Annotated in this window: 25 protein-coding genes; 18 read left to right on the top strand and 7 right to left on the bottom strand. The window is 66.0% G+C overall.

All coding sequences use genetic code 11. The features are described from left to right. The first annotated feature begins 92 nt into the window (after nt 1-92). Nucleotides 93-392 (top strand): DUF1153 domain-containing protein, encoded by a 300-nt coding sequence (locus ACP7C5_RS14400; RefSeq protein ID WP_010185929.1) that lies wholly within the window; start codon nt 93-95, stop codon nt 390-392. A gap of 101 nt (nt 393-493) precedes the next feature. Further along, nucleotides 494-745 (top strand): GlsB/YeaQ/YmgE family stress response membrane protein, encoded by a 252-nt coding sequence (locus tag ACP7C5_RS14395; protein WP_133191909.1) that lies wholly within the window; start codon nt 494-496, stop codon nt 743-745. Nucleotides 746-803: 58 nt separating this feature from the next. On the opposite strand, the gene ACP7C5_RS14390 is transcribed toward ACP7C5_RS14395, so the two are convergent. Continuing rightward, the gene (locus ACP7C5_RS14390; protein ID WP_426264769.1) at nt 804-1532 is read right to left on the bottom strand and encodes an SIMPL domain-containing protein; all 729 of its coding nucleotides are present in this window, start codon (nt 1530-1532) and stop codon (nt 804-806) included. A gap of 375 nt (nt 1533-1907) precedes the next feature. Here ACP7C5_RS14390 and ACP7C5_RS14385 point away from each other — a divergent pair, with 375 nt between their 5' ends. From ACP7C5_RS14385 to ACP7C5_RS14375, 3 genes are all read left to right on the top strand, one after another. Further along, nucleotides 1908-3092: an efflux RND transporter periplasmic adaptor subunit gene (locus ACP7C5_RS14385; protein ID WP_426264848.1), complete on the top strand. Its 1185-nt coding sequence runs from the start codon at nt 1908-1910 to the stop codon at nt 3090-3092. Nucleotides 3093-3095: 3 nt separating this feature from the next. After that, a complete protein-coding gene (locus tag ACP7C5_RS14380) occupies nt 3096-6254 on the top strand; it encodes an efflux RND transporter permease subunit (protein ID WP_133187307.1) in 3159 nt (1052 codons plus the stop codon). Between the two features lie 199 nt (nt 6255-6453). Next, nucleotides 6454-7716 carry a DUF445 domain-containing protein gene (locus ACP7C5_RS14375; RefSeq protein WP_189676837.1) on the top strand — a complete coding sequence of 421 codons (1263 nt, stop codon included), beginning with the start codon at nt 6454-6456 and terminating at the stop codon, nt 7714-7716. Nucleotides 7717-7734: 18 nt separating this feature from the next. Here the strand turns inward: ACP7C5_RS14375 and ACP7C5_RS14370 are convergent, their stop codons facing one another. After that, nucleotides 7735-8091 (bottom strand): hypothetical protein, encoded by a 357-nt coding sequence (locus ACP7C5_RS14370; RefSeq protein ID WP_189676836.1) that lies wholly within the window; start codon nt 8089-8091, stop codon nt 7735-7737. Nucleotides 8092-8126: 35 nt separating this feature from the next. Further along, nucleotides 8127-8798, bottom strand: a complete 672-nt coding sequence (locus ACP7C5_RS14365) for an HAD family hydrolase (protein ID WP_426264768.1) — start codon at nt 8796-8798, stop codon at nt 8127-8129. Nucleotides 8799-8861: 63 nt separating this feature from the next. Between ACP7C5_RS14365 and ACP7C5_RS14360 the strand changes: the two genes are divergently transcribed. From ACP7C5_RS14360 to ACP7C5_RS14330, 7 genes are all read left to right on the top strand, one after another. After that, nucleotides 8862-9959 carry an ABC transporter permease gene (locus ACP7C5_RS14360; protein ID WP_426264767.1) on the top strand — a complete coding sequence of 366 codons (1098 nt, stop codon included), beginning with the start codon at nt 8862-8864 and terminating at the stop codon, nt 9957-9959. Further along, a complete protein-coding gene (locus ACP7C5_RS14355) occupies nt 9956-10792 on the top strand; it encodes an ABC transporter ATP-binding protein (protein WP_133187301.1) in 837 nt (278 codons plus the stop codon). The genes ACP7C5_RS14360 and ACP7C5_RS14355 overlap by 4 nt, the downstream gene beginning before the upstream one ends. Beyond that, the gene (locus ACP7C5_RS14350; protein ID WP_189676833.1) at nt 10792-11763 is read left to right on the top strand and encodes an MlaD family protein; all 972 of its coding nucleotides are present in this window, start codon (nt 10792-10794) and stop codon (nt 11761-11763) included. The genes ACP7C5_RS14355 and ACP7C5_RS14350 overlap by 1 nt, the downstream gene beginning before the upstream one ends. After that, complete coding sequence (locus ACP7C5_RS14345) at nt 11760-12356, top strand: ABC-type transport auxiliary lipoprotein family protein (protein WP_189676832.1); 597 nt, start codon at nt 11760-11762, stop codon at nt 12354-12356. The genes ACP7C5_RS14350 and ACP7C5_RS14345 overlap by 4 nt, the downstream gene beginning before the upstream one ends. Before the next feature lie 51 nt (nt 12357-12407). Beyond that, complete coding sequence (locus tag ACP7C5_RS14340; protein WP_140851976.1) at nt 12408-12758, top strand: DUF3147 family protein; 351 nt, start codon at nt 12408-12410, stop codon at nt 12756-12758. Between the two features lie 95 nt (nt 12759-12853). Then, complete coding sequence (locus tag ACP7C5_RS14335) at nt 12854-13114, top strand: hypothetical protein (RefSeq protein ID WP_426264766.1); 261 nt, start codon at nt 12854-12856, stop codon at nt 13112-13114. Between the two features lie 170 nt (nt 13115-13284). Further along, complete coding sequence (locus ACP7C5_RS14330) at nt 13285-14259, top strand: phosphatase PAP2 family protein (RefSeq protein WP_426264765.1); 975 nt, start codon at nt 13285-13287, stop codon at nt 14257-14259. On the opposite strand, the gene ACP7C5_RS14325 is transcribed toward ACP7C5_RS14330, so the two are convergent. Next, nucleotides 14256-14564 carry a hypothetical protein gene (locus ACP7C5_RS14325; RefSeq protein ID WP_133187291.1) on the bottom strand — a complete coding sequence of 103 codons (309 nt, stop codon included), beginning with the start codon at nt 14562-14564 and terminating at the stop codon, nt 14256-14258. The genes ACP7C5_RS14330 and ACP7C5_RS14325 overlap by 4 nt on opposite strands. A gap of 188 nt (nt 14565-14752) precedes the next feature. Between ACP7C5_RS14325 and ACP7C5_RS14320 the strand changes: the two genes are divergently transcribed. Next, nucleotides 14753-16147: an MFS transporter gene (locus ACP7C5_RS14320; protein WP_426264764.1), complete on the top strand. Its 1395-nt coding sequence runs from the start codon at nt 14753-14755 to the stop codon at nt 16145-16147. Nucleotides 16148-16265: 118 nt separating this feature from the next. Here the strand turns inward: ACP7C5_RS14320 and ACP7C5_RS14315 are convergent, their stop codons facing one another. Then, nucleotides 16266-18002 (bottom strand): DUF885 domain-containing protein, encoded by a 1737-nt coding sequence (locus tag ACP7C5_RS14315; RefSeq protein ID WP_426264763.1) that lies wholly within the window; start codon nt 18000-18002, stop codon nt 16266-16268. Nucleotides 18003-18121: 119 nt separating this feature from the next. On the opposite strand from ACP7C5_RS14315, the gene ACP7C5_RS14310 reads away from it, so the two are divergent. Next, nucleotides 18122-18946 (top strand): alpha/beta fold hydrolase, encoded by an 825-nt coding sequence (locus tag ACP7C5_RS14310; protein ID WP_426264762.1) that lies wholly within the window; start codon nt 18122-18124, stop codon nt 18944-18946. 125 nt (nt 18947-19071) lie between these two features. On the opposite strand, the gene ACP7C5_RS14305 is transcribed toward ACP7C5_RS14310, so the two are convergent. Then, nucleotides 19072-19359 carry an FtsB family cell division protein gene (locus ACP7C5_RS14305; RefSeq protein WP_133187283.1) on the bottom strand — a complete coding sequence of 96 codons (288 nt, stop codon included), beginning with the start codon at nt 19357-19359 and terminating at the stop codon, nt 19072-19074. Between the two features lie 84 nt (nt 19360-19443). Further along, nucleotides 19444-20721, bottom strand: a complete 1278-nt coding sequence (gene eno / locus ACP7C5_RS14300) for a phosphopyruvate hydratase (protein ID WP_189676826.1) — start codon at nt 20719-20721, stop codon at nt 19444-19446. Between the two features lie 148 nt (nt 20722-20869). Between eno and ACP7C5_RS14295 the strand changes: the two genes are divergently transcribed. From ACP7C5_RS14295 to ACP7C5_RS14280, 4 genes are read left to right on the top strand one after another with little or no spacing between them, the layout of a single operon-like run. After that, on the top strand, nt 20870-21349 hold the full coding sequence (locus ACP7C5_RS14295; protein ID WP_133187279.1) for a hypothetical protein: 480 nt from the start codon (nt 20870-20872) through the stop codon (nt 21347-21349). 23 nt (nt 21350-21372) lie between these two features. Then, entirely contained in the window at nt 21373-21735 is a 363-nt protein-coding gene (locus ACP7C5_RS14290; protein ID WP_426264761.1) for a phage holin family protein, read from the top strand. Then, nucleotides 21732-22028 (top strand): DUF3618 domain-containing protein, encoded by a 297-nt coding sequence (locus tag ACP7C5_RS14285; protein ID WP_322159699.1) that lies wholly within the window; start codon nt 21732-21734, stop codon nt 22026-22028. The genes ACP7C5_RS14290 and ACP7C5_RS14285 overlap by 4 nt, the downstream gene beginning before the upstream one ends. Nucleotides 22029-22063: 35 nt before the next feature. Beyond that, on the top strand, nt 22064-22525 hold the full coding sequence (locus tag ACP7C5_RS14280) for a hypothetical protein (protein ID WP_229839421.1): 462 nt from the start codon (nt 22064-22066) through the stop codon (nt 22523-22525). Nucleotides 22526-22574: the final 49 nt, after the last annotated feature.

The following is a 22574-nucleotide window of genomic DNA, read 5'->3' as shown; positions in this document are numbered from 1 at the left end:
TTTACCGAGCCGCTTTAGCCGGCGTTCAAGTCCGCCGGCTACAAGCCGTTACTGAGATGACGGGGTCCCCCGCCCCACACGAGGTTTCAACGATGATCGAAAACCAGAAGATCCGCCCAGCCAAGGTGATCGGACCGCTCGGAGAGCCACTGACGCTCGAATCGCTTCCGCCGCCGGAGACGACGCGCTGGGTCGTGCGCCGCAAGGCCGAGGTCGTCGCAGCGGTCAATGGCGGTCTGCTCACCGTCGACGAAGTGTGCGAACGCTATGGCCTGACGGTCGAGGAATTCGCCGGCTGGCAGCGCGCGATCGATCGCTCGGGCATGCCCGGTTTGCGCGTCACGCGGATCCAGCATTACAAGTCGCTGTACGAGCGCCAGCAAAAATATTGAGGTGATCGCATCCGGCTCGAACCGGGCCCGGAACAAAATTCGCGGGTCGTGAGTCTTACCCCCGTATCCCGGATGCACCCGGGCAAATGGAGGGTAAGATGATCGGTCTCATTGTTTGGCTTGTAGTCGGTGGCGTCTGTGGTTGGCTTGCCAGCATGGTGATGCGGACCGATGGTCAGCAGGGCGTCATCCTGAATATCGTTGTCGGCATCATTGGTTCGGTGATTGCATCGTTCCTGTTCGGTGCCGGAATCAACCAGGTCGTTACCATCACGACCTTCCTGTATTCGTTGATCGGCGCGATCATCCTGCTCGCGATCGTCAATCTGATCCGTCGCGGTACTGTCCGCTAACCCTAGCGACAGACTGTGAGAAAGGGCCGTCGGGAGCAATCCCGGCGGCCCTTTTGGTTTATTTTAGCAGGAAGCGCACCGCGAGCGTGACCGATACGGCGGTCTCGCCGGCGCTGATCGCGGTCGAATCCGCCGCCTTGGCGCGCGACATGAACACCATCGGCGGCGGTGAGGCGCCATCGTTGGCGCCGCCTTCGGTGATCGACACGATCCGCACGACGCTCATCCCCGCTGCCTTGGCGTAGAGCTGCGCGCGCGCCGTCGCGATCTTGACCGCCGAGATGCGCGCTTCGTCGAGCGCGGCGTCGGGCTGGTCGAGCGACAGGCTCGGGCCGTCGATCTGGTTGGCGCCCTGGGCGACCAGCGTGTCGAGGATCGTGCCCGACTTCGCGACATCACGGAAACGGATCGCGACGCTGTTCGATGCTTGATACCCCGTCACGACGGGCGCCTGGCCGTCGGCATAGCGATATTGCGGGCTGAGCGAGACGTTGGCGGTGCGGATGTCGCGCGGCGCCACGCCCGCCTGTTTGAGCGCGGAGAGCACGCGCGCCATGCGGCTGGCATTCTCGGCGAGCGCCGCTGCGGCGGTCTGCCCCTGCGTCATTACGCCCGCGCGGATCGTCGCGATATCGGGCACGCGCGTCGTGCGACCCTCGGCCGAAATGTCGAGCAGCGTGCCGTCGGCGAGCACGGTCGGCACGGTCGCGGTCTGCGCCGACGCGGTGCCGGCAGTCCCGGCGGCGACGAGCAGGGCAGGAGCAAGAAGAAGGAAGGTCGAACGCATATCATACTCCCGGTGTTCGGGGCCGGTCGGCCCGTTCCCCAAGCCTTGCCAGCTTTTGCGGCAACGAGCGATGAACGACCCAAGCCTTTTTGCGGAGCGTGCCATTCCGTAACGGCACGCGGCACATCGCGCCGCCCCACATTCGTATCATGACAATGCCGCGCTGCGAAACGAAGTTGCCACGATGACAGGTGATCCTGTTGCGAAATGGTTGCGAACCCGGGCGAATCGCGCCATTGCGCATGCGAACGGAGCGGCCCTCTTGAGGTCGGTGATATATTTCGATAATACAGTGGCGAAGAGGCGTGCCGGCAAGGGTCGGTGGTCCGGGCCGAAGCCCACGGGGCGGGCCAAAAGGTCGGGGATGTGACGCAGATGCAGTATGAGACGCGGACGATCGGTACCGAAGACGTTATCGCGCTGCCCGGCGAGGGTGCGCCGCGCGGGCGGCGTTGGGGTCTGATCGCGGGCATCGTCGTCGCCGTGGTTGCGATCGCGATCTTCGCCTATTCGTTCTTTGGCCATAAAACGCCGCCGGCGAAGACGACCGAACAGCTGCCGCTCGTCTCGGTCGTCGTGCCCGGTCGTTCCAGCGTCGCGCGGACGATCACTGCGACGGGCTCGCTCGCGGCGCGGCGGGAAATGCCGATCGGCGTTTCGGGCGAAGGCGGCATCGTCACGCGCGTGCTGGTCGAACCCGGCCAGTGGGTCGAAAAGGGGCAAGTGCTCGCGCAGGTCGATCGCTCGGTCCAGACGCAGACCGCCGCCTCGCTGTCCGCGCAGATCAAGGTGTCGCAGGCCGATGCGACGCTCGCGCAGTCCGAACTCGACCGCGCGAAACAGCTCGTCTCGCGCGGGTTCATTTCGCGCGCCGACATCGAGACTAAGACCGCGACGCGCGACGCCGCGTTTGCGCGCGTCAAGGTTGCGCAGGCGCAGCTCGCGCAGCAGCAAGCGAGCAACGGCCGGCTCGACGTCCGCGCGCCCGCGCGCGGCCTCGTGCTGACACGCAGCGTCGAGGCGGGCCAGGTGGTCAGCGCAGGCTCGGGCGTGCTGTTCCGCATGGCCGAGGGCGGCCAGCTCGAACTGCGCGCGCAAGTCAGCGAGAACGATCTGCGCGGGCTCCACGTCGGATCGCAGGCGCGCGTCACCCCGGTCGGCGGGAGCACGGTGTTCTCCGGCCAAGTGTGGCAAGTCTCCCCGGTGATCGATCCGACGACTCGCCAGGGCGTTGCACGCATCGCGCTCAGCTATGATCCGGCGCTGCGTCCGGGCGGCTTCGCCTCGGCGGCGATCGTCGCGGGGACGACCAATGTTCCCGAACTTCCCAACGCCGCGATCCAGAGCGACGACAAGGGAAATTACGTGTATATCGTCGGCGCGGACGACAAGCTCGTCCGGCGCTCGATCAAGGTCGGTGAAGTGTCCGACAGCGGTGTGGCGATCAGCGACGGCTTGAACGGCACCGAGAAGGTGGTGCAGTCGGCCGGTGCGTTCCTCAACGCCGGGCAGAAGGTAAAACCGACGCTGGTGACGGCGGACGCAGCGAATAAGAGGTAGTCGATGAACTTCCGGAATATCTCGGCCTGGTCGATCCGCAACCCGGTCCCGTCGATCGTCTTGTTCTTCATGCTGACGATCGCCGGGATCGTCAGCTTCATGCGGCTCGACGTCAACAACCAGCCCGATATCGATTTTCCGGTCGTCATCGTCGAAATATCGCAGCCGGGCGCCGCGCCGACCGAGCTCGAAACGCAAGTCACGCAACGCGTCGAAGCCGCCGTCCGCTCGCTCCAGGGAATCGACGAGATCGATTCGACCGTGACCGAGGGCAGCTCGCAGACGATCGTCCAGCTCAACATCGGCACGCCGATCGACCGTGCGGTCGAGGACGTGCGCTCGGCCATTTCGCAGATCCGCAGCAACCTGCCCGACGGCATCCTCGAGCCGCAGATCATGCGCGCCAACACGACGGGCCAGGATCTGGCGAGCTACGCCGCGATCACCACCGACATGACGGTCGAGCAGCTCAGCTGGTACATCGACAATGACGTCGCCAAGGAATTGCTGTCGGTCCCCGGCCTCGCCACGGTCAGCCGCAACGGCGGCGTCGATCGCGAGATCCGCGTGATCCTCGATCCGCTCAAGCTGTCGGCGCAGGGCCTGACCGCGAGCGCGGTCAACCAGCAGCTGCGCCAGGTCAACCTCAACGCCGCGGGTGGCCGCGCGCAGCTTGCCGGTTCGGAGCAATCGGTTCGCGTGCTCGGCAACGCGCAGACCGCCTATGCGCTCGGCCAAGTGCAGATCGCCACCGGTACCGGCCGCACGATCAAGGTCGCCGATCTCGGCCGCGTCGAGGATCTCTATGCCGAACAGCGCTCGGCGTCCGAGCTCAACGGCCGCCAGGTGCTGAGCTTCGATTTCCAGCGCGCCAAGGGCTATTCCGACGTCACCGTCTTCCACGAGGCCGAGAAGAAGCTCGCCGCGCTCGAGGCGCGAAACCCCAAGGTGCATTTCAAGCGCATCTCGGACAGCGTGAAATACACCAAGGCGCAATATGACGCCGCGATGGAGGCGATGGTCGAGGGCGCGTTCCTCGCCGTCGTGATCGTCTTCATCTTCCTGCGCGACTGGCGCTCGACGATCATCTCGGCGCTCGCGATCCCGCTCTCGGCGATCCCGACCTTCTGGGTGATGGAGCTGCTCGGCTTCACGCTCAACAACATGACGCTGATGGCGCTGAGCCTCGTCGCGGGCGTGCTGGTCGACGATGCGATCGTCGAGATCGAGAATATCGTGCGGCACATGCGGATGGGCAAATCCGCCTATCAAGCGTCGATCGACGCGGCCGACGAGATCGGCCTCGCCGTGCTCGCGACGACGATGGCAATCGTCGCGGTGTTCCTGCCCGTTGGGCTGATGCCGGGCATCTCGGGCCAGTTCTTCATGAACTTCGGCCTGACGGTGGTCGCCTCGGTGCTGATGAGCTTGGCCGTCGCACGTCTCATCACCCCGATGCTCGCCGCCTATTTCCTCAAGGCGCACGGCCAGGCGTCGCACGGCGAAGGCTGGCTGATGGATCGCTACATGGCGATCCTGAAATGGACGCTGCTCCATCGCTGGTCGGCGGTGGTCGGCGGGGCGACGGCGTTTGCCGCGACGATCCTGCTGTTCATGAGCATTCCCTCGACCTTCCAGCCGCTGCGCGATTCGGATTCGAGCGTTGCGCAGATCGACATGGTGCCGGGCACGACGCTTGCCGAAACGCAGGCCGTGGTGCGCCGCGTCGCCGACTTCCTGCAAAAGCAGCCGAGCGTCGAATCGGTTTATTCGCGCGCCTTTGTCGGCAACGGTCGCGTCACCGCGATCTTCAAGCCCAAGGCCGAGCGCACGATGAAGAGCTATGAGTTCGAGCGCGCGCTCGCGCCCGAGCTCCAGACGATTCCCGATGCGCGCGTCTCGTTCCGCTCGTCGAGCGGCTGGGGCGGCGGTGGCCGTGCGCTGACCGTCACGCTCGGCGGCGACGATCCCAAATTGCTCGCCGAGACCGGCGCGAAGATCGTCGAGGCGATGTCGACGCTGCCCGATCTCGTCGCGCCGCGCATCTCGGGCGATCTCAAGCGTCCCGAACTCGTCATCACGCCGCGCATGGACCTGGCGGCGACGATGGGCGTGACGACGGCGGCGTTGTCGAACGCGATCCGGCTCGCGACGCTCGGCGACATCGACCAGAACAGCGCGAAATTCTCGCTGTCGGACCGCCAGATCCCGATCCGCGTCGCGCTCGACCAGGATTCGCGCCAGCGCCTGTCGACGATCCAGAACCTGCCGGTCGCCACCGCGAGCGGCGGTTCGGTCCCGCTCAACGTCGTCGCCGATATCGGCTTCGGCGCGGGGCCGACCAAGATCGAACGCGTCGCGCAGCAGCGCCAGCTGACGGTCGGTGCCGATCTTTCGCCCGGCGTCGTCAGCGGCACCGCGCAAAAGGAGATCCACGCGCTGCCGATCATGAAGAACCTGCCGCTCGGCGTGAAGGAACTCACGCTTGGCGAATCGAAATGGCAGGTCGAGCTGATCCAGAACTTCATCATCGCATTGGTCGCGGGCGTCTTCCTGCTCTTTGCGGTGCTCGTGCTGCTCTACCGCCGTTTGCTGCCGCCGTTCGTCAACGTAATCTCGCTTGCGGTCGCGCCGCTCGGCGGGTTGATCGGGCTGGCGGTCACGGGCACGCCGATCTCGATGCCGGTCTATATCGGCCTGATCATGCTGCTCGGCATCGTCGCCAAGAACTCGATCCTGCTGATCGACTTCGCGCTCGAGGAGATGAACAAGGGCGTCGACAAGGTCACCGCGATCATCGACGCCGGGCACAAGCGCGCGCAGCCGATCGTGATGACGACGGTCGCGATGGTCGCGGGCATGATGCCGACCGCGCTCGCGCTGACCGGCGACGGATCGTCGCGCGTGCCGATGGGAATCACCGTGATCGGCGGTCTGACGATGTCGACCGTGCTGACGCTGCTCATCACGCCGGCGCTGTTCAGCCTCGCGGTCGGGGTCGAGGCGCGCGTCGGGCCGTATCTGCGGCGCAACCTGCTGACTTATCGCCCCGGCGACGATCTCGGCCCGCTGATCGAGAACCGTCCGCCGACCGGCCCCACCCTCCCCGGCGCCCCGCCGCGGATCGTCTATTCGGGCGAGGGTCCGCATCCGGCGGAGTGATGGGCACAACGTTCCCCTCCCCTTCAGGGGAGGGGTTAGGGGTGGGGAAGTGCGAGGCGGCCGATCATCCGCCCTCCGCTGATTCCGCCGGCCGAGTCGCGGCACGGCCCCACCCCAACCCCTCCGCTGAGGGGGAGGGGCTAAATGCCCACCAACCTTTCTCCTTGAACTATCGCGCCGCTCGGGGATTGGTCGCGGCATGAGACGTACCCGCCCCCCTCGCGCTTCCGAAGCCCCGCCCGCCGGCCTCGTCCGGATGCGCTGGATCGCCGGAGGGTTGCTGGTCGTGATGGCCATCACCTTCCTCGTCACGCGTGCCTATGCGCCGACCTATCCCGCGCTCGGCTTCGTGCGCGCGTTTGCCGAGGCGGCGATGGTCGGCGGGCTGGCCGACTGGTTCGCGGTGACCGCGCTGTTCCGCCATCCGCTCGGCCTGCCGATCCCGCACACCGCGATCATCCCGCGCAACAAGGATCGTATCGGCACGACGCTCGCCGCCTTCCTGCGCGACAATTTCCTCATCCCGGGCGTCGTCGCGCGGCGGATGCGGCGCGTCGATGTCGCGGGTGCGGCGGGGCGCTGGCTCGCCAATCCGCCCGGCGGCGACGGTCGCATTCGCCGCGGCGCGGCGGGACTCGCGACGCACATGCTCGAGGCGTTCGACCAGCAACGGCTCGGCGGGATGGTCAAGGCCGGGATCGGCGCGCGGCTACGCGCGCTCGATGTCTCGCCGCTGCTCGGCCAGGCGCTGACCGCGGCGATGGCGGAGGACCGGCATTTGCCGCTGCTCGACGGGATCGTGAAGTGGGGCGCACGCCTGCTCGCCGCGAACGAGCAAGTGATCCGCCAGATGGTGTCGGATCGCGCGGGCACGGTGATGCGCTGGACCGGGCTCGACGAGACGCTTGCCACCAAGATCATCGACGGGCTCAACGGGCTACTCACGGGCATTGCGGAGGATCCCGACCACCCCTTGCGCGCCAAGGCCGAGGAAGCGCTCGCGACGCTCGCGCACGATCTCGTCCACGATCCCGAGATGCGCGCACGCGTCGCCGCGGTGAAGGGCGAGATCATCGACAATCCGGCGATGCAGCGCTGGCTCGACGGGCTGTGGGAACAAGCCCGCGGCGGGATGCTGCGGATCGCGCGCAACCCAGACAAGCTGCTCGCCGGCCCGGTCGGCGACGCTTTGCGCCAATTGGGCGGCACGTTGCAGACCGATCCCAAGCTGCGCCGCACGATCAACCGCTTCGTGCGGCGCACCGTCGTCGGCATGGCGGCGGATTATGGCGACGCGATCGTCCGGCTGGTGTCGGAAACGATCCAGGGCTGGGATGCCGGCACGATCACGCGCCGGCTCGAAAACGCAGTCGGCCGCGACCTGCAATATATTCGCGTCAACGGCACGCTCGTCGGCGGGCTGGTCGGGCTGGTGATCCACGCGGTCGACGTGACGCTGTGAGCGCGCGCCGCGCGGCGCTCACTGATAGCGCAGCCGGTTTTCGAAGCCGCTATTCGCCTTGGTCATCTTGATCAGCTTGCGGAGATAGGAGCGGACCTCGCGCTCGAAACGGCGGTCGTCATGCGCGCCGGCGTGGCGATACTCGTCCTGATCGAGCAGCGCCTTGAGCCGATCGGCAAACTTCGCCTGATCGTCGGTCGCACCGTGCACCATCGCGGCGCGACAGACGAACTCCTCGGCGGCGGCCTTGTCGAAATCGCCCTCGGCGGAACGTCCCTGCCGATCGGCAGAGGCCTGCTCGCTGCGCGCGGCGGCAAAGCGGCTCTCGAGCCATTTGCGGACGATCTCGCCGTCCCATGCGCTTGGCTCGGTCATCGACTTTCCCTGTGCTGCGGCCTCGGTCGCGGGCTTCACTTCGGCCAATCCTCGACTCGCCAGCCGCGCGACCACGCCATCGCGCGCAATTGCGTGTGCGGATTGACCGCGATCGCGACGTCGGCCCATTCGAGCGACGGCTCGTCGGAGACATGGTCCGAATAGAAGCGCACCACGGCATCGCCGCGCGCAATCCCCTGCCCCGCCATCCACGCCTCGATCATCGCGAGCTTGGCGCGGCCATAGCAATTCTCGCCCGCGATCTGCGCGCGAATCATGCCGTGCTCGCGTACCACGCCCGTCGCGATCACCGCCTCGAAACCGAGCCGATCGGCGATCGCCGCGGCGTAGAAGCCATAGGACGCGGTTGCCATCACGATGCGGTTCCCCGCCGCGCGGTCCTCGGCGATCTGCGTGATCGCGCCCGAATAGATGCCCGACTCGACGATGCGGTCGGCAAACCGCGCCGCGGCGCGCGCGACCGTCGCCTCGGGGATCGCCCGCCCGAGCAGCAGCGCGTGCGTGATTTCCTTCAATCGGGCGCGCGACAGCAGCCCGAACACATACCCAAGCGTCGCCCCCGCCGCGACCGGCAGCAAGGCCAGCCGCCACGGTGCTTCGACCGCGGCGGTCCGCACGAGGAACGATGTCCAGGTCGGCGCGTAGGTAATCGTCTTGTCCATATCGTAGACGGCAAAGTGATGCATTTACGCGCCATACGCCGCAGGAGCCTTGCCGATCCAGCCCGATTGCAGCAGAGAAGGCGTCAGATGACCGAAATGGCCGCCTTCTCCAACGATACCGACGTCGTTCGCTTCACCGGTAGCCTTTCTTTGGCGAATATCGGTGACTTGCCCGAGCGCTTGCGCGCTTTCGACGGCACGGTGTCGAGCGTCGATCTCAGCGAAATCGAGCGAATCGATACCGTTGGGGCGTGGCTCGTCCACCGTTTTGCCGCCGAGCACGACGCCGAAATCACCGGCCTCGATGCCGATGGCGAACATTTGCTCGCGCAAGTCGCCGCGGCCGATCAACCCGTCGCGATGCGCCCCGCCACTGCGGGCTCGTTTACGCGGATGGTCGGCGAGATCGGCGATGCCGTCGTGACGACCGGGCACACGCTGTACGGGTTGCTCGGGTTCCTGGGCGCGACGCTGATCGCCTTCTGGCACGTCGTGACGCATCCCAAGCGCTTCCGCTTCAACGCTGTCGTCCAGCGCTTCGAAGTCGTCGGCGTCAACGCGCTCGCGATTGTCGGGCTGATGAGCTTCCTGATCGGGATCGTCATTGCGCAGCAGGGCGCGGTGCAGCTGCAGCAGTTCGGCGCCGAATTCCTGACGATCAATCTGGTCGGGCGAATCACGCTGCGCGAGCTCGGCGTGCTGATGACCGCGATCATGGTCGCCGGTCGTTCGGGATCGGCGTTCGCCGCGCAGATCGGCACGATGAAGCTGACCGAGGAAGTCGATGCGATGCGCACGATCGGCGTCTCGCCGATGGAAGCGCTGGTCCTGCCGCGCGTGCTCGCGACCGTCATCATGATGCCGCTGCTCGGCATGTACGCGTCGATCGTGACGATCATCGGCGGCGGGCTGCTGTGCTGGATCACGCTCGGCATTCCGCCGGTGACCTTCTTTCAGCGGCTGCGCGAAGTCGTGCCGATCACCGACCTCTATGTCGGGCTGGTCAAGGCGCCGGTGTTCGGGCTGATCATCGCGGTCGCGGGCTGCTTCCAGGGGATGCTCGTCGAAAGCGACGCCGAACAGGTCGGTACGCGGACCACCGCCGCGGTCGTTCAGGCGATCTTCCTAGTGATCGTGATCGATGCGTTCTTCGCGGTCTTCTTCACTTCGATCGGCTGGATATGACGCAGACCGAACGCGACGGCAAAAAGCAGGGCGACGACGTCATCGTCGTGCGCGGCCTCAAGAACGGCTTTGGCGAGCAGATCGTCCATGACGGGCTCGATCTGAGCGTCAGGCGCGGCGAGATTTTCGGCGTGGTCGGCGGGTCGGGCACCGGCAAATCGGTGCTGATGCGTTCGATCATCGGGCTGCAGACCCCGATGGCGGGCGAAATCGAGGTGTTTGGCGAATCGACGATCGAGCGCGAGGAAACCGAGCTCACCAACCTGACCAAGCGCTGGGGCGTGCTGTTCCAGGGCGGTGCGCTGTTCTCGACGCTGACCGTTGCCGAGAACGTACAGGTGCCGCTGCGCGAATTCTATCCCGGGCTCGATCCGGCGCTGCTCGATGAAATCGCCGCCTATAAGGTCGTGATGACGGGCCTGCCCGCCGATGCCGGTCCCAAATTCCCGGCCGAACTGTCGGGCGGGATGCGCAAGCGCGCCGGGCTCGCCCGCGCGCTGGCGATGGACCCCGAACTGCTGTTCCTCGACGAGCCGACCGCGGGGCTCGATCCGATCGGCGCGGCGGCGTTCGACGAGTTGATCGCCTCGCTGCAGAAGACGCTCGGGCTGACGGTGTTTCTGATCACGCACGATCTCGACACGCTGTACGCGATTTGCGACCGCGTCGCGGTGCTTGCCGACAAGAAGGTGATCGCGGTCGGGACGATCGACGAATTGCTCGCACTGGACCATCCGTGGATCCAGGAATATTTCAAGGGACCGCGTGGTCGCGCCGCGACCGCGACGATCCAGCATAACAAAGACGTGGCGAAAGCTGAGGGCACAAGCTGATGGAAACCCGCTCGAACCATGTGCTGGTCGGCAGCGTCGTGCTGATCCTGCTCGCCGTCATGCTGCTGTTCCTCGTCTGGATCGCGCGCTGGGGCACCGCGACCGACAAGGAATATGACATCTTCTTCAAGCAGTCGGTCGACGGCCTGGCGAAGGGCTCGGCGGTCGCCTTCTCGGGCGTGCCGTCGGGGCAGGTCAAGGAAATCACGCTGTGGAAGCCCGATCCCCAGCTCGTCCGCGTGCGCATCAGCGTAAATCCCGACGTGCCGATCCTCGTCGGCACCACCGCCACGCTGCAGGGCAGCTTCACCGGCACGAGCACGGTGCAGCTCGACGGCGCGATCAAGGGTGCGCCGGCGATCGCCTGCCCGGTCGAGAACCCGCTGAGCGATTGCCCCAACGGGGTGCCCACGATTCCGACCAAGCCCGGTGGCCTCGGCGCGTTGCTGAGCTCGGCGCCGCAGCTGCTCGAGCGGATCTCGACGCTGACCGAGCGGCTGTCGGACATGCTGTCGGACAAAAACCAGCAGTCGATCGCGGGCATCCTCGCCAACACCAACAAGCTGACCGCGGCGCTCGCCGATCGCGGGCCCGAAATCGCCGCGACGCTCGCCGAGACGCGCACCGCGATCCAGAAGGCCGGTGCCGCCGCCGATCAGTTCGCAGTGCTCGCGCAGACCACCAATGGGATGCTCAAGGAGGATATCCATCCGATCATGGGCAACCTCAACAAGACGATCGCGTCGGCGCAGCACAGCATGGAAACGCTCGACGCCGCGATCGGCGATGCGCGGCCGGGGCTGCAGGCGTTCTCGAAGCAGACGATCCCCGAGGTCGGCCAGCTGGTCCACGATCTGCGCCAGATGTCGCAGGCGCTGACGTCGGTTGCCGAGAAGCTCGACCGCGGCGGCGCGACCTCGCTGATCGGCCAGCCGAAATTGCCTGATTACAAGCCCGGAAAGGGACAGTGACCATGATCCGCTCCAAGACGCTGCTGGCGCTCCTCGTCGCCGTCCCGCTCGCGGGCTGCATCAGCTTCGGCGCGAAGCCCCCGCCCTCGCTGCTGTCGCTGACCTCGGCAGTGAGCGTTCCCGCCGGGCAGACGCAATCCTCGGCGACCTCGCCGACGATCACGATCCTCGTCCCCGGCGCGGCGCAGGCAATTGCCGGCACGCGCGTGCCCGTCCAGGCGAGCGAGACGTCGATCGCCTATGTCACCAACGCGCAGTGGGTCGAGCCGCCAAACCGCATGTTCGTCCGGCTCCTGATCGATACCGTTCCGGCGCGGACCGGGCGGATCGTGCTCAGCAGCGCACAGTCCTTTTCCGACCCCGGCGCAGTCCTCTCGGGCGAATTGCGCAATTTCGGCGTCGATGCCGCGACCAACCAGGCCGTCGTGACCTTTGACGGGTCGCTGATCCGCACGAGCGGCAAAGTCGTCGAGAAGCGCCGCTTCGAAGCGCGCGTGCCGGTGACGGCGATCGCTGCGGCCCCCGTTGGCCAGGCGCTTAACACCGCGGCCAATCAAGTCGCCGCCGAGATCGCCGACTGGGTGGGCAAGTAACGCGTGCGGCGATCGCTGGCGTAAACCCGTCCAGCGTCGCATAACGCCGCAATGCTGTTTCTCACCCTAAAGGCGCTGATCTCGGGAATCCTGATCGCGCTCGCCTCGACGCTCGCCAAACGCTACCCGGGTTTCGGGGCGCTGATCGCGTCGCTGCCGCTCGTTTCGGTGCTCGGTATGTTGTGGCTGTGGGGGGAGAAGCCCGATGCCGGCAACATGGCGGCGCACGTCCAGGCGACGTTCTGGTTCATCCTGCCCTCGCTGCCGATGTTCCTCGTCATCCCCGCACTGCTGCGCGCCGGGATCGGCTTTTGGCCCGCGCTCGGGCTTGGTTGCGCGCTGACGATCGCGCTGTACTTCGCGATGCTGGCGCTCGCGCCGCGGCTCGGGATCGCGCTTTAACCTGTACCTAGCCAAACGGACGCATTCAGCAACCATCGCTACGGTGGCGCGTACTGTCCTGGTCTCGCCCGATCATCGGGCCGAAAGGACATTCCATGAAAATCACCCACCTCATCGCCGCCGGGCTCATGATCGCCGGTATCGGCGTCTCGACGACCGCTGCCTCGGCGCAGGGCCATCGCGACGACCGCCGCTACGAACAGCGCGGCGACCGCGGCTTCGGCCATCATGGCGACCGTGGCGACCGTGGCGACCGCAACTGGCGCGGTGACCGTGGCCGCCACAACGGCTGGAACACCCATCGTCGTTGCCGCACCGAATGGCGCCATCATCGCCGTATGACGGTCTGCCGCTAAGTTTGGTCGGGGGTGCTGCGTCTGCGGCGCCCCCGGCTCGTTCCGTCGTTCGTGACAGGATGTCATCTGGACGTCACATAGTCTTCACGCCATGGTGGGTATCGGCCCTTTCGTAGGGCCATCCATCAGGCGACGATCGGGAAAATCGTCTTCGCAAGCAGGCGTCTCCCGTGTCGATCCCAACCACTTCTCCCTTTGCAATCGCCGCACCGCTCCGGCTCGATGCGGTCCGCCAGCCTGGTTTGATTCCGGGTCGCTGGATCGCGCTGGGCTTTGCGCTGAGTGTGCTGTGCGTCGCCGCCTTGCTCTACGACGATGCGATGGTGATCGACCCATGGGCACCCAGCACGCTGCTGTTCGGTCTTGCCTTCGCGACGCTCGCCGCGATCCGCTTCCTCACGCGCAATCCGGCCACCAACGCGCACCGTATCGGGCGCGACCTCGCCGAGTCGGTCGGACTGTTCATGGGGGTCGGCCTGCTCGGCGCGGTCGCGACCTATCCGCTTTCCGCCGACACGCACGGCTCGGTCGACGCGGTGCTGCAGCGCATCGACCAGGCGCTCCATTTTGATTGGCTTGCGCTCTACCAACTCGTCGCTTCGCACCGCTCGCTGCAGATCCTCGGCACGGCGGCGTATCAAAGCATCTTCGTCACGCCTGCGCTGATCCTCGGCCATTACGCGGTGAGCGGCAATCGCGCCGCGGCGCGCCGATTCCTCGTCACCTTCTGGCTCGCCGCGGTGATCTCGCTGGTATTGTTTCGCTATATTCCGGCGTTCGGGCCGCTGGCGACGCTGTGGCACGGCCCCGTGCCGTATCTGCCCGAAAGCGGGTTGTACGAGGCCGACCTGCTGCCGGCGCTGCGCAACCACATGCTGCGCGAAGTCGATCTCGGTGCTCTTCGTGGATTGGTGTCGGCGCCGAGCTTCCACACCGTCAGCGCGGTGCTCTACATGGCGGCAGGATGGCGGATCGCGCGGTTGCGCTGGACCGTCGTCGTGCTGAACGGCGCGATGCTGCTATCGACGCCGATCGAGGGAACCCATTATCTTGCCGACATGATCGCCGGCGCCGCGGTCGCGATCACCGCGCTGGTGGCGGTCGGCGTGCTGCGCCGCACGATGGCGGCGCGGGCTCGCGCTTAGGCTTCGACCGCCATCAGCGCGGCGTCGCTATATTTCGGATCATTTGCCGCGAAAAGCGGGTTGGCGTCGAAATTGCGCTCGGTCAGGCCGACCCCGTTGAGGCCGGCAAGCTTGAACGTGCCGAGCTTGAGTTCCTTGGGCGGCTTGCCGTCCCGCTCGAGCACGACGCCGTCGACGAACAGATCGTCATGCCGGGTATAGATGATATGCGGCGCCAGCATGATATCGGTGCGGTTGTACGTTGCACGCAGGCAGCGCTTGCGGACGATCGCTTCAAATACGGTTGGGACGGGACCGTTAGACATGGCAAACTCGCCTGATTGAAGGAACGTGTGACAACGCTGTACCAAAAATGGTGCGCTGCAACAAGCAACGATCACGAAACCGAAAGTTTCCGCCGCCATGCACGATCTGACGCGCGGACGAAGGAACCGCGTCGTCGCGGATCGGTTCGCCTTGCTTCCCCCGGGCGCCAAACGTTAGGCAGAGCATCGTGACCGACGGACTCCCCCTCCCCCGCCGTTATCTGGCGATCGCCGCCATGTCGTTCGGTTCGGCGCTGGTCATCATCGATGGCGGCGTCGCCAATGTCGCGCTGCCGACGATCGCGCGCGACTTGCATGTCGACCAAAGCTCGGTCGTCGCGGTCGTCACGATCTACCAGGTCATGCTGGTGATGCTGATGCTGCCCTTTGCCGGTCTGGGCGAGCGCGTCGGCCTCAAGCGGATCTACCAGGGCGGGCAATTGGTCTTCACCGTCGCGACCTTGCTGTGCTTCTTTGCCAAGAGCCTGCCGTTCCTGCTGCTCGTCCGCGCCGTCCAGGCGATCGGCGCGGCGGGCGTGCTGAGCGTCGCCTCGGCGCTGATCCGGCAAATCTACCCCGCCAATCAACTCGGCCGCGGGCTCGGAATCAACTCGGTCGTCGTAACGAGCTCGGCGGCCGCTGCGCCGACGATCGGGGGGCTGGTGCTATCGGTCGCGCCGTGGCCGTGGGTGTTCGCCAGCGCGATCCCGTTCGCGATCGCCAGCCTAGCGCTCGGCAGCGCGATCCCCGCCCCCAGGCCCCGCGCGACGACCTTCGACGTGATTGGCGCGGTGATGTGCGCGGCGATGTTCGGACTGATCATCGGCGGGCTCGAGACGATGGTGCATGGCGACAGCCCGGTGGTGTCGGGCGCGATCGTGCTGCTCGGCATCGTCATCGGCTATTTCTTCGTGCGGCGCGAGAAAGGCGAGACCGACCCGATCCTGCCGATCGACCTGCTCGCGCGGCCGGTGCTGGCCTTGTCGGCGATCGGCGGGTTCACGGCCTTCACCGCGTCGATGACGCTGCTGATCTCGACGCCGTTCCGGCTGCATGCGCTGGGGTTCAGTGCGGCGGCTATCGGGGCGGCGATCGCGCCGTGGCCGCTGACCAACATGGTCGTCGCGCCGTTGTCGGGCTTCCTGTCGGATCGCATTCCGGCCGGGATCCTCGGCGGGATCGGGATGGTGGTGTCGATCTGCGCGCTGCTGCTGCTCGCGGGTCTGCCCGCCGATCCGAGCTATTTCGACGTGGCGTGGCGGATGGCGCTGTGCGGATCGGGGTTCGGGCTGTTCCTGCCGCCCAATGCACGGCTGGTGGTCGGCTCGGCCCCGCGCGAACGCGCCGCGGCGGCGGGCGGGCTGGTGTCGACGGTGCGGCTTGCCGGGCAGACGACGGGGGCAACCGTCGTCGCGCTGCTGCTCGCGCTCGGTGTCGGCGAAGGGTTCGTGCCGCCCTTGGTGTCGGTCGCACTGGCGGTGATTGCCGGGCTGTGCAGCGTCGCGCGATTGCGCCCGTCGATCCGCAATCCGCAGACGGCCGAAGTTGCCGACGAAGTGCCGACGCTCAAGCAGGCGCGCTGAACCGCGACCGCACCCCGGCGAAGGCCGGGGCCAGTAACGAAGGTGGCAATGGCAGGCGCTTCTCCATCGAGGACGGCCATCGCAATTGGGCCCCGGCCTTCGCCGGGGACCGCAGAGGTCAGAACACCGCCTTCCCGTCGCCCCCGAGCATCGCCTGGCGCACCAAGGGGATCGGCGGCCCGCCATAGCGCAGGAACTCGTCGTGGAACGCCTTCCAGCTTGCGCGGCCGCCATGCTGAGCGGTCCAGTCGGCGCGCAGCTTGCGGATCATCAGCTTGCCCATCGTGTAGTTGAGATAGGCCGGATCATACGTCCCCCGCGCCGACTGCTGCTTGGCATTGCCCGCGTCCTGATAGCATTGCTCCTGGAACATCTTCAGCGAGTCAGCTTGCGTCATCGTTCCGGTGTGCATCCCGATCGACGAGAGATAGCGGCAGTTGCGCAGCAGCGCGTTCGAGAGCTGGCCGATATGGGTTTCCGCATCGCCCTTATGGAGCCCGGCCTCCCACATCATTTCCTCGGAATAATGCGCCCAGCCCTCGGCAAAGGCATAACCGACGAACAACCGCCCGAAGATCGAGGGCGAGGCATTGGCATGGCGGAACTGCAGGAAATGCCCCGGCATCACTTCGTGCACCGTGGTGAACAACAAGTCCATCTTGCCGGGAATGAAGCCGTCCTGCTCGGCCTTGCTCCACGCCGGGTCTGGCGGAGAGATGTAATAGACCGAGGGGATACCCTTCTCGAACGGCCCGGGCGGGTCGATATACGCGCTGTTCTGGCGGTTATAGGGCGGGCTCTCCTCGACCAATGCCTGTTCCTGATCGGGGATCGTCACGATCTGATTGGCCGTCACGAACGCGCGCAGTTCGGGGATCTGCTTGCGCGCTTCGGCGACGGGGTCGTTATTGGCGGGCTTGTTGGCGTTCATCTTCGCCATGCACGCCGGGATCGTCGCGCCGGGAGCGTAGGTCGCACACGCCTCGGCGAGCGCCTTCTGGTTGCGCAGCAGATCGGCCTTGCCCGCCGCCTCGAGCGTGGCGAGCGGCACGTCGACGCCTTCGGTTAGCTTGACCATCCGCGAGAAGCGATCGGGCCCGAGCGCAAAGTCCTGCGTCGCGGTGGCACGCTGGCCTTCGACCCACGCACCGAGATCGTGCATCGCCTTCGACGCGGCGGCGGCGGCCTTGTCGAACTCCTCCTGCAGCGCCGGGCTCTTCACCTCGGCGAACGCCTTCTTGGCGTCGCCGGTGTAATAATCACCGAAGCCGTTGAACGCCGCGACGCCGAAATTGACGTAGCTCAGCGGCATCGGCGTCTTGAGGTTGGCCTTGATCTGCGCGGTCGCGTCGGGAATCTTGCGCAGGAAGGTGACCATCGCCCGCATCCGCGTCGGCGCATCGGTGTAATGGCGCGCGATATAGACGTTGGGGTCGAGCCCGGCGTTGACGTACCAGGCCGGGTTCTTGTGCGGGAAATCGGCATCCTCGAGCCAGAACAGTTTGCCCGAGGCGACCACCACCAGATAGTCGCGCTCGAACGCCTCGTCCTTGGTCAGCTTGGTCGCGTCGAACGCCTTGGCCTTGGCGATCGCCTCGCGGAAGAAATCGCCCTGCCGTTTGAGCCCGCCCGGCGTCCAGTCGCCCAGCCCGCCGTCGAAATCATGCCGTCCCTGATACACCGCATCGGCGGGCGAGATCTTGAACCAATCCTCGATGAAGGTGTCGCGGAAGCTCTTCCAATCGGTCGTCGGCAACGCGGCGAGCGGCGCCATCGTGCCCCGTGGCTCGGCCGACTGCGCCGAACACGACATCAACGCCAAACCCGCAATCCCCGCCAGCAAACCCTTGCGCATACCCATCCTTTGATTCGTTGGTCGCGCGAAGCTGGCAGCTTGTGGCCGATCGCGCCACCCCTGCGGAACGCCGAGCGTCTGCCATCGTTGAGCCTAGCGACATCTCAAGGAGCGCCCCGATGCCGTATATCAAGACTCGCGATGGTACCGATCTCTACGTCAAGGATTGGGGCAGCGGCCGCCCGGTCGTCCTGATCCACGGCTGGCCGCTGAGCTCGGACAGCTGGGACGCACAGGCGATGGCGCTTGCGGACGCCGGTTTCCGCGCGATCGCCTATGACCGCCGCGGCTTCGGGCGGTCGAGCCAGCCGTGGACCGGCTATGATTACGACACGTTGACCGACGATCTCGCCGAAGTGCTCGAGCAGACCGGCGCGACCGAGGATGCGACGCTGGTCGGCTTCTCGATGGGCGGCGGCGAAGTCGCGCGCTACATGACGCGCCACGAGGGCAAGGGCGTCGTCGCTGCGGGCCTGATCGCCTCGGTCGTGCCGTACATGCTCAAGACCGAGGACAATCCCCACGGCGTTCCCGAGGAGCAGCTCGCGAGCATCGGCGAAGGCATCAAGAAGGATCGCTACGGCTTCTTCCAGACTTTCCTTAAGCAGTTCCTCGGCATGGGCTTCATCTCGTCGCCGGTGAGTAGCGAGACCGTCGACTGGGCGTGGAGCCAGACTCACCTTGCCGGGCTCAAGCCGATCCTCGCCTGCGCGGAGTCGTTCGGCCACACCGACTTCCGTGGCGATCTGCCAGCGTTTCGCGTCCCGACGCTGATCGTCCACGGCACGAGCGACCAGACCGTTCCAATCGATGCGACCGGACGGCAGGCGGCCAAGGGTATCTCCGGCTCGCAGCTGGTCGAATATGACGGCGCGCCGCACGGCCTGACGATTACCGAGAGCGATCGCTTCACCAACGACCTGCTGACGTTCTTGGGGAAATAAGCGGCTGCGGTAGAAGAGAGCCCCTCCCCTTTAGGGGAGGGGTTGGGGTGGGGAAGTCGCGGGCGCCGCGGTCCGTGAGACACGGCCCCACCCCCAACCCCTCCCCTGAAGGGGAGGGGCTTAGATCACTTATCCAGGGGCACGATCACTTCGTCCTGATGCGCCACGCCGAGATCCTTGCGCGCAAGCTCATCAACCAGATCGGGATCGGCATGCCGCGGATCGAGCAGCTCGACGCGGTTCTTCAATTCGGTACGGTTGCGGTCGAGCATCGCGAGTTCGCGCTGCTTGACCGCCAACTGCCGCTCGATATCGCCATAGGCCAGCGCGCCGTTCGGCCCGAAGATCGCATACCCCCCGAAGAAGATACCGACGATCAGCAAAGCCGCCGGCGCAATCGCGCGGCGCAGCATCGGGCGGAGGGTTGAACGTTTCTTGACCACGGTCGCGACTCTGACTCATCGCGACTCGTGGATCAAGCCCGTATTTACCTCATGTTAAGCACGCAGGATGGAGCGACCGGCATAGACGCCAGCCCCCTCGAGCTCCTCCTCGATGCGGATCAGCTGGTTGTACTTTGCAAGCCGGTCGGAGCGCGCGAGGCTGCCCGTCTTGATCTGCCCGCAATTGGTCGCAACAGCCAGATCGGCGATTGTCGAGTCCTCGGTCTCGCCCGAGCGGTGCGACATGACGGCGGTATAGCCCGCTCGTTGCGCCATCGATACGGCTTCGAGCGTTTCGGTGAGCGTACCGATTTGGTTCACCTTGACCAGCAGCGAGTTCGCCGTGCGAGTCTCGATGCCCTGCTTCAAGCGCTTCGGATTGGTCACGAAAAGGTCGTCGCCGACCAGCTGGACCTTGTCGCCGACCATGTCGGTAAGTGCTTTCCAGCCCTCCCAATCGTCTTCGCCCATACCGTCCTCGATCGAAAAAATCGGGTAGCGGCGCGTCAGGTCGGCAAGATATTCGGCCATTTCGTGGCTGGAGAGGCTCTTGCCCTCGCCCGAAATCTCATACTTGCCGTTCTTGTAGAACTCGGTCGCGGCGCAATCGAGCGCCAGCATCACGTCGTCGCCCGGCGTGTAGCCCGCGGTTTCGATCGAGCGCAGGATGAATTCGATCGCTTCGTTGGTCGAGGCGATGTTGGGCGCAAAGCCGCCTTCATCGCCGACCGACGTCGCCAGACCCTTGTCGTGCAGCGCCTTCTTGAGCGTGTGGAAGATTTCCGACCCGCAGCGCACCGCCTCGATCATCGAGGTCGCGCCGACCGGCACGATCATGAATTCTTGGAAGTCGATCGGGTTGTCGGCATGCTCGCCGCCGTTGATGATGTTCATCATCGGCACCGGTAGGACATGCGCCGAAACACCACCGACATAACGATAGAGCGGCAGCGTACGCGCATCGGCCGCAGCCTTGGCGACCGCGAGGCTGACGCCGAGGATCGCGTTGGCGCCCAGGCGGCTCTTGTTCTCGGTGCCGTCGAGCTCGATCATCACCTGGTCGATTTCGCGCTGATCCTCGGCCTCGAGGCCCATCACCGCGTCGGCGATCTCGCCATTCACGCCGTCGATCGCGTCCTCGACGCCCTTGCCGCCCCAACGGCTCTTGTCGCCGTCGCGCTTCTCGACCGCTTCGTGTGCGCCGGTCGAGGCGCCCGACGGCACTGCGGCGCGGCCGAAGCTGCCATCCTCGAGCATCACATCGACTTCGACGGTCGGATTGCCGCGACTGTCGAGGATCGTGCGGGCATGAATGTCGATGATTGCGGTCACGGAACGATCCTTCTAACGATATGGACGAGCGGTTCGCGCGTGCCTCTACCGGCTATCACGCGCCGCGGCAATTCGCGTGGATCTGATGGAACCGGCGGATACGCTGACCGGTTATCTTGTTTCGATATTCCAACGAAGGGCGCTTGTCATGGCTACCACCTCCGATTCCACCACTGCACACGACCATCTCGACGCAGCCAAGGACGCCGCGAAGACCGCGACCGACGAGGCCGTCAAGGCGACCTCGACTGCGTCGCAGCTGCTGAAGGACAGCGCGAGCAAGATCGGCAAGGAAGCCGTCGATCGCGCGAAAAGCTATGCCGAGGACGGCAAGGCCCGCGCTGGCGGTGCGCTCGATGAAGTCGTCAAGATGATCAACGATGCCGCGGGCACGGTCGACGAAAAGCTCGGCGAGCAGTACGGCGCCTATGCCCGTACCGCCGCGACCAAGGTCTCGGATTTCTCCGAAGGCCTCAAGGCCAAGCAGCTCGACGATCTGATCGAGGACGCGCGTGACTTCGTCCAGAAGAGCCCGGCGGTCGCGATCGGCACCGCAGCGGCGGTCGGTTTCGTGCTCGTCCGCCTGTTGCAGGCCGGGCTCGCCGCCGATCGTGACGACAAGGCTTGAGCGCAAGCGTTTCGGGGGCACCGATGAAGGACATAGCTAGCTCGGGCGTGGTGGCGGACGAAGGGATCGCCACCCTGCTCTCCCGCGTCGTCGGCGACGCGCAGGACGTCGTGCGCAGTGAGATCGACCTGCAGAAGGCCAAGGTCGGCGCAAAGGTCGGCCAGGCCAAGAGCGGCGTCGTGCTGATCGTGGTCGCGCTGCTGCTCGCGAGCCTTGGCTCGACCGCGCTCGTCGTCGGCTTGCTGATGATCCTGACGCCGCTGATCGGGCCGGTCGCGGCAACCGCGATCGTGGCTGGCATTCCGCTCGCGCTCGCCGGCCTGCTCGGGTTCCTCGCGACCCGCCACTTCAAGCGGATCTTCGGATCTGCGGAGACGATCGCATGACCGGTCTCGATCCCAAAGTCGCGTTGGCCCAGGCCCGCGCGGATGCGGCACGCGCCCGACTGTCGACGACGGTCAGCGCGTTGCAGCACAAGGCCAGCCCGCAAGTGATGGCGCAGGATGTCGCCGACACGATCAAGGAGCGCGGCATGGAAGCGATGGCGGTCGCGGTCGATACCGCCAAGCGCCAGCCGGTGCCGGTCGGCGTCGGGCTCGGGCTGCTCGGCCTGTTCCTCGCGCGTGGACCGATTGCAAAGCTGATCCGTCGCGCAACCGCTTCAAAGACCGAGAGTTAATCGCTCGCCACCCCATGACACAGAGGATCCCAGCGATGAAAGATGCCCACCCCCACGCCACATCCTCGAGCAAGCCGACGAGCGTCGAGTCGGTACGCGCGAGTGCGAGCCATGCGCTCGACACGACGACCGCTTCGGTGCGCGATCTGACCGGCAAGGCCGCAAGCGGGATCGAAGCCAATCCGATGTCGGCGCTCGTCGGCGGGATCGCGCTCGGCGCGATCGTCGCGGCGTTCGTCCCGCGCACCGCGCAGGAGGCTCGCTTGCTCTCAACGGTCGGCCAGCGGCTGAGCAACACCGCATACGGCGCTGTCGATGCGGCGAAGGATACCGCGAAGTCCGAGCTCGGCGTGCTCGGCCTGTCGCGTGATTCAGCGCGCGATCAAGCCTCGCGTATCCTCGAGGGCGTGATCAAGGCGATCTCGACCGCAGCGCTCGCCGCGCTGACCGCCGCCAACGACACGTCGGCGGCCAAAAAGGCGCCAACGGGCGAATAATCCCGCCTCTACGGTTCCCGAAGGCGTGGTTCGCGACTAGGACGTCGCG

The organism is Sphingomonas sp. PWP1-2, from assembly GCF_049898305.1.
Classification (GTDB): Bacteria; Pseudomonadota; Alphaproteobacteria; order Sphingomonadales; family Sphingomonadaceae; genus Sphingomonas; species Sphingomonas glacialis.
Note: the sequence above shows the minus strand (reverse complement) of the source record. Positions and strands in the feature narration are given on the sequence as shown.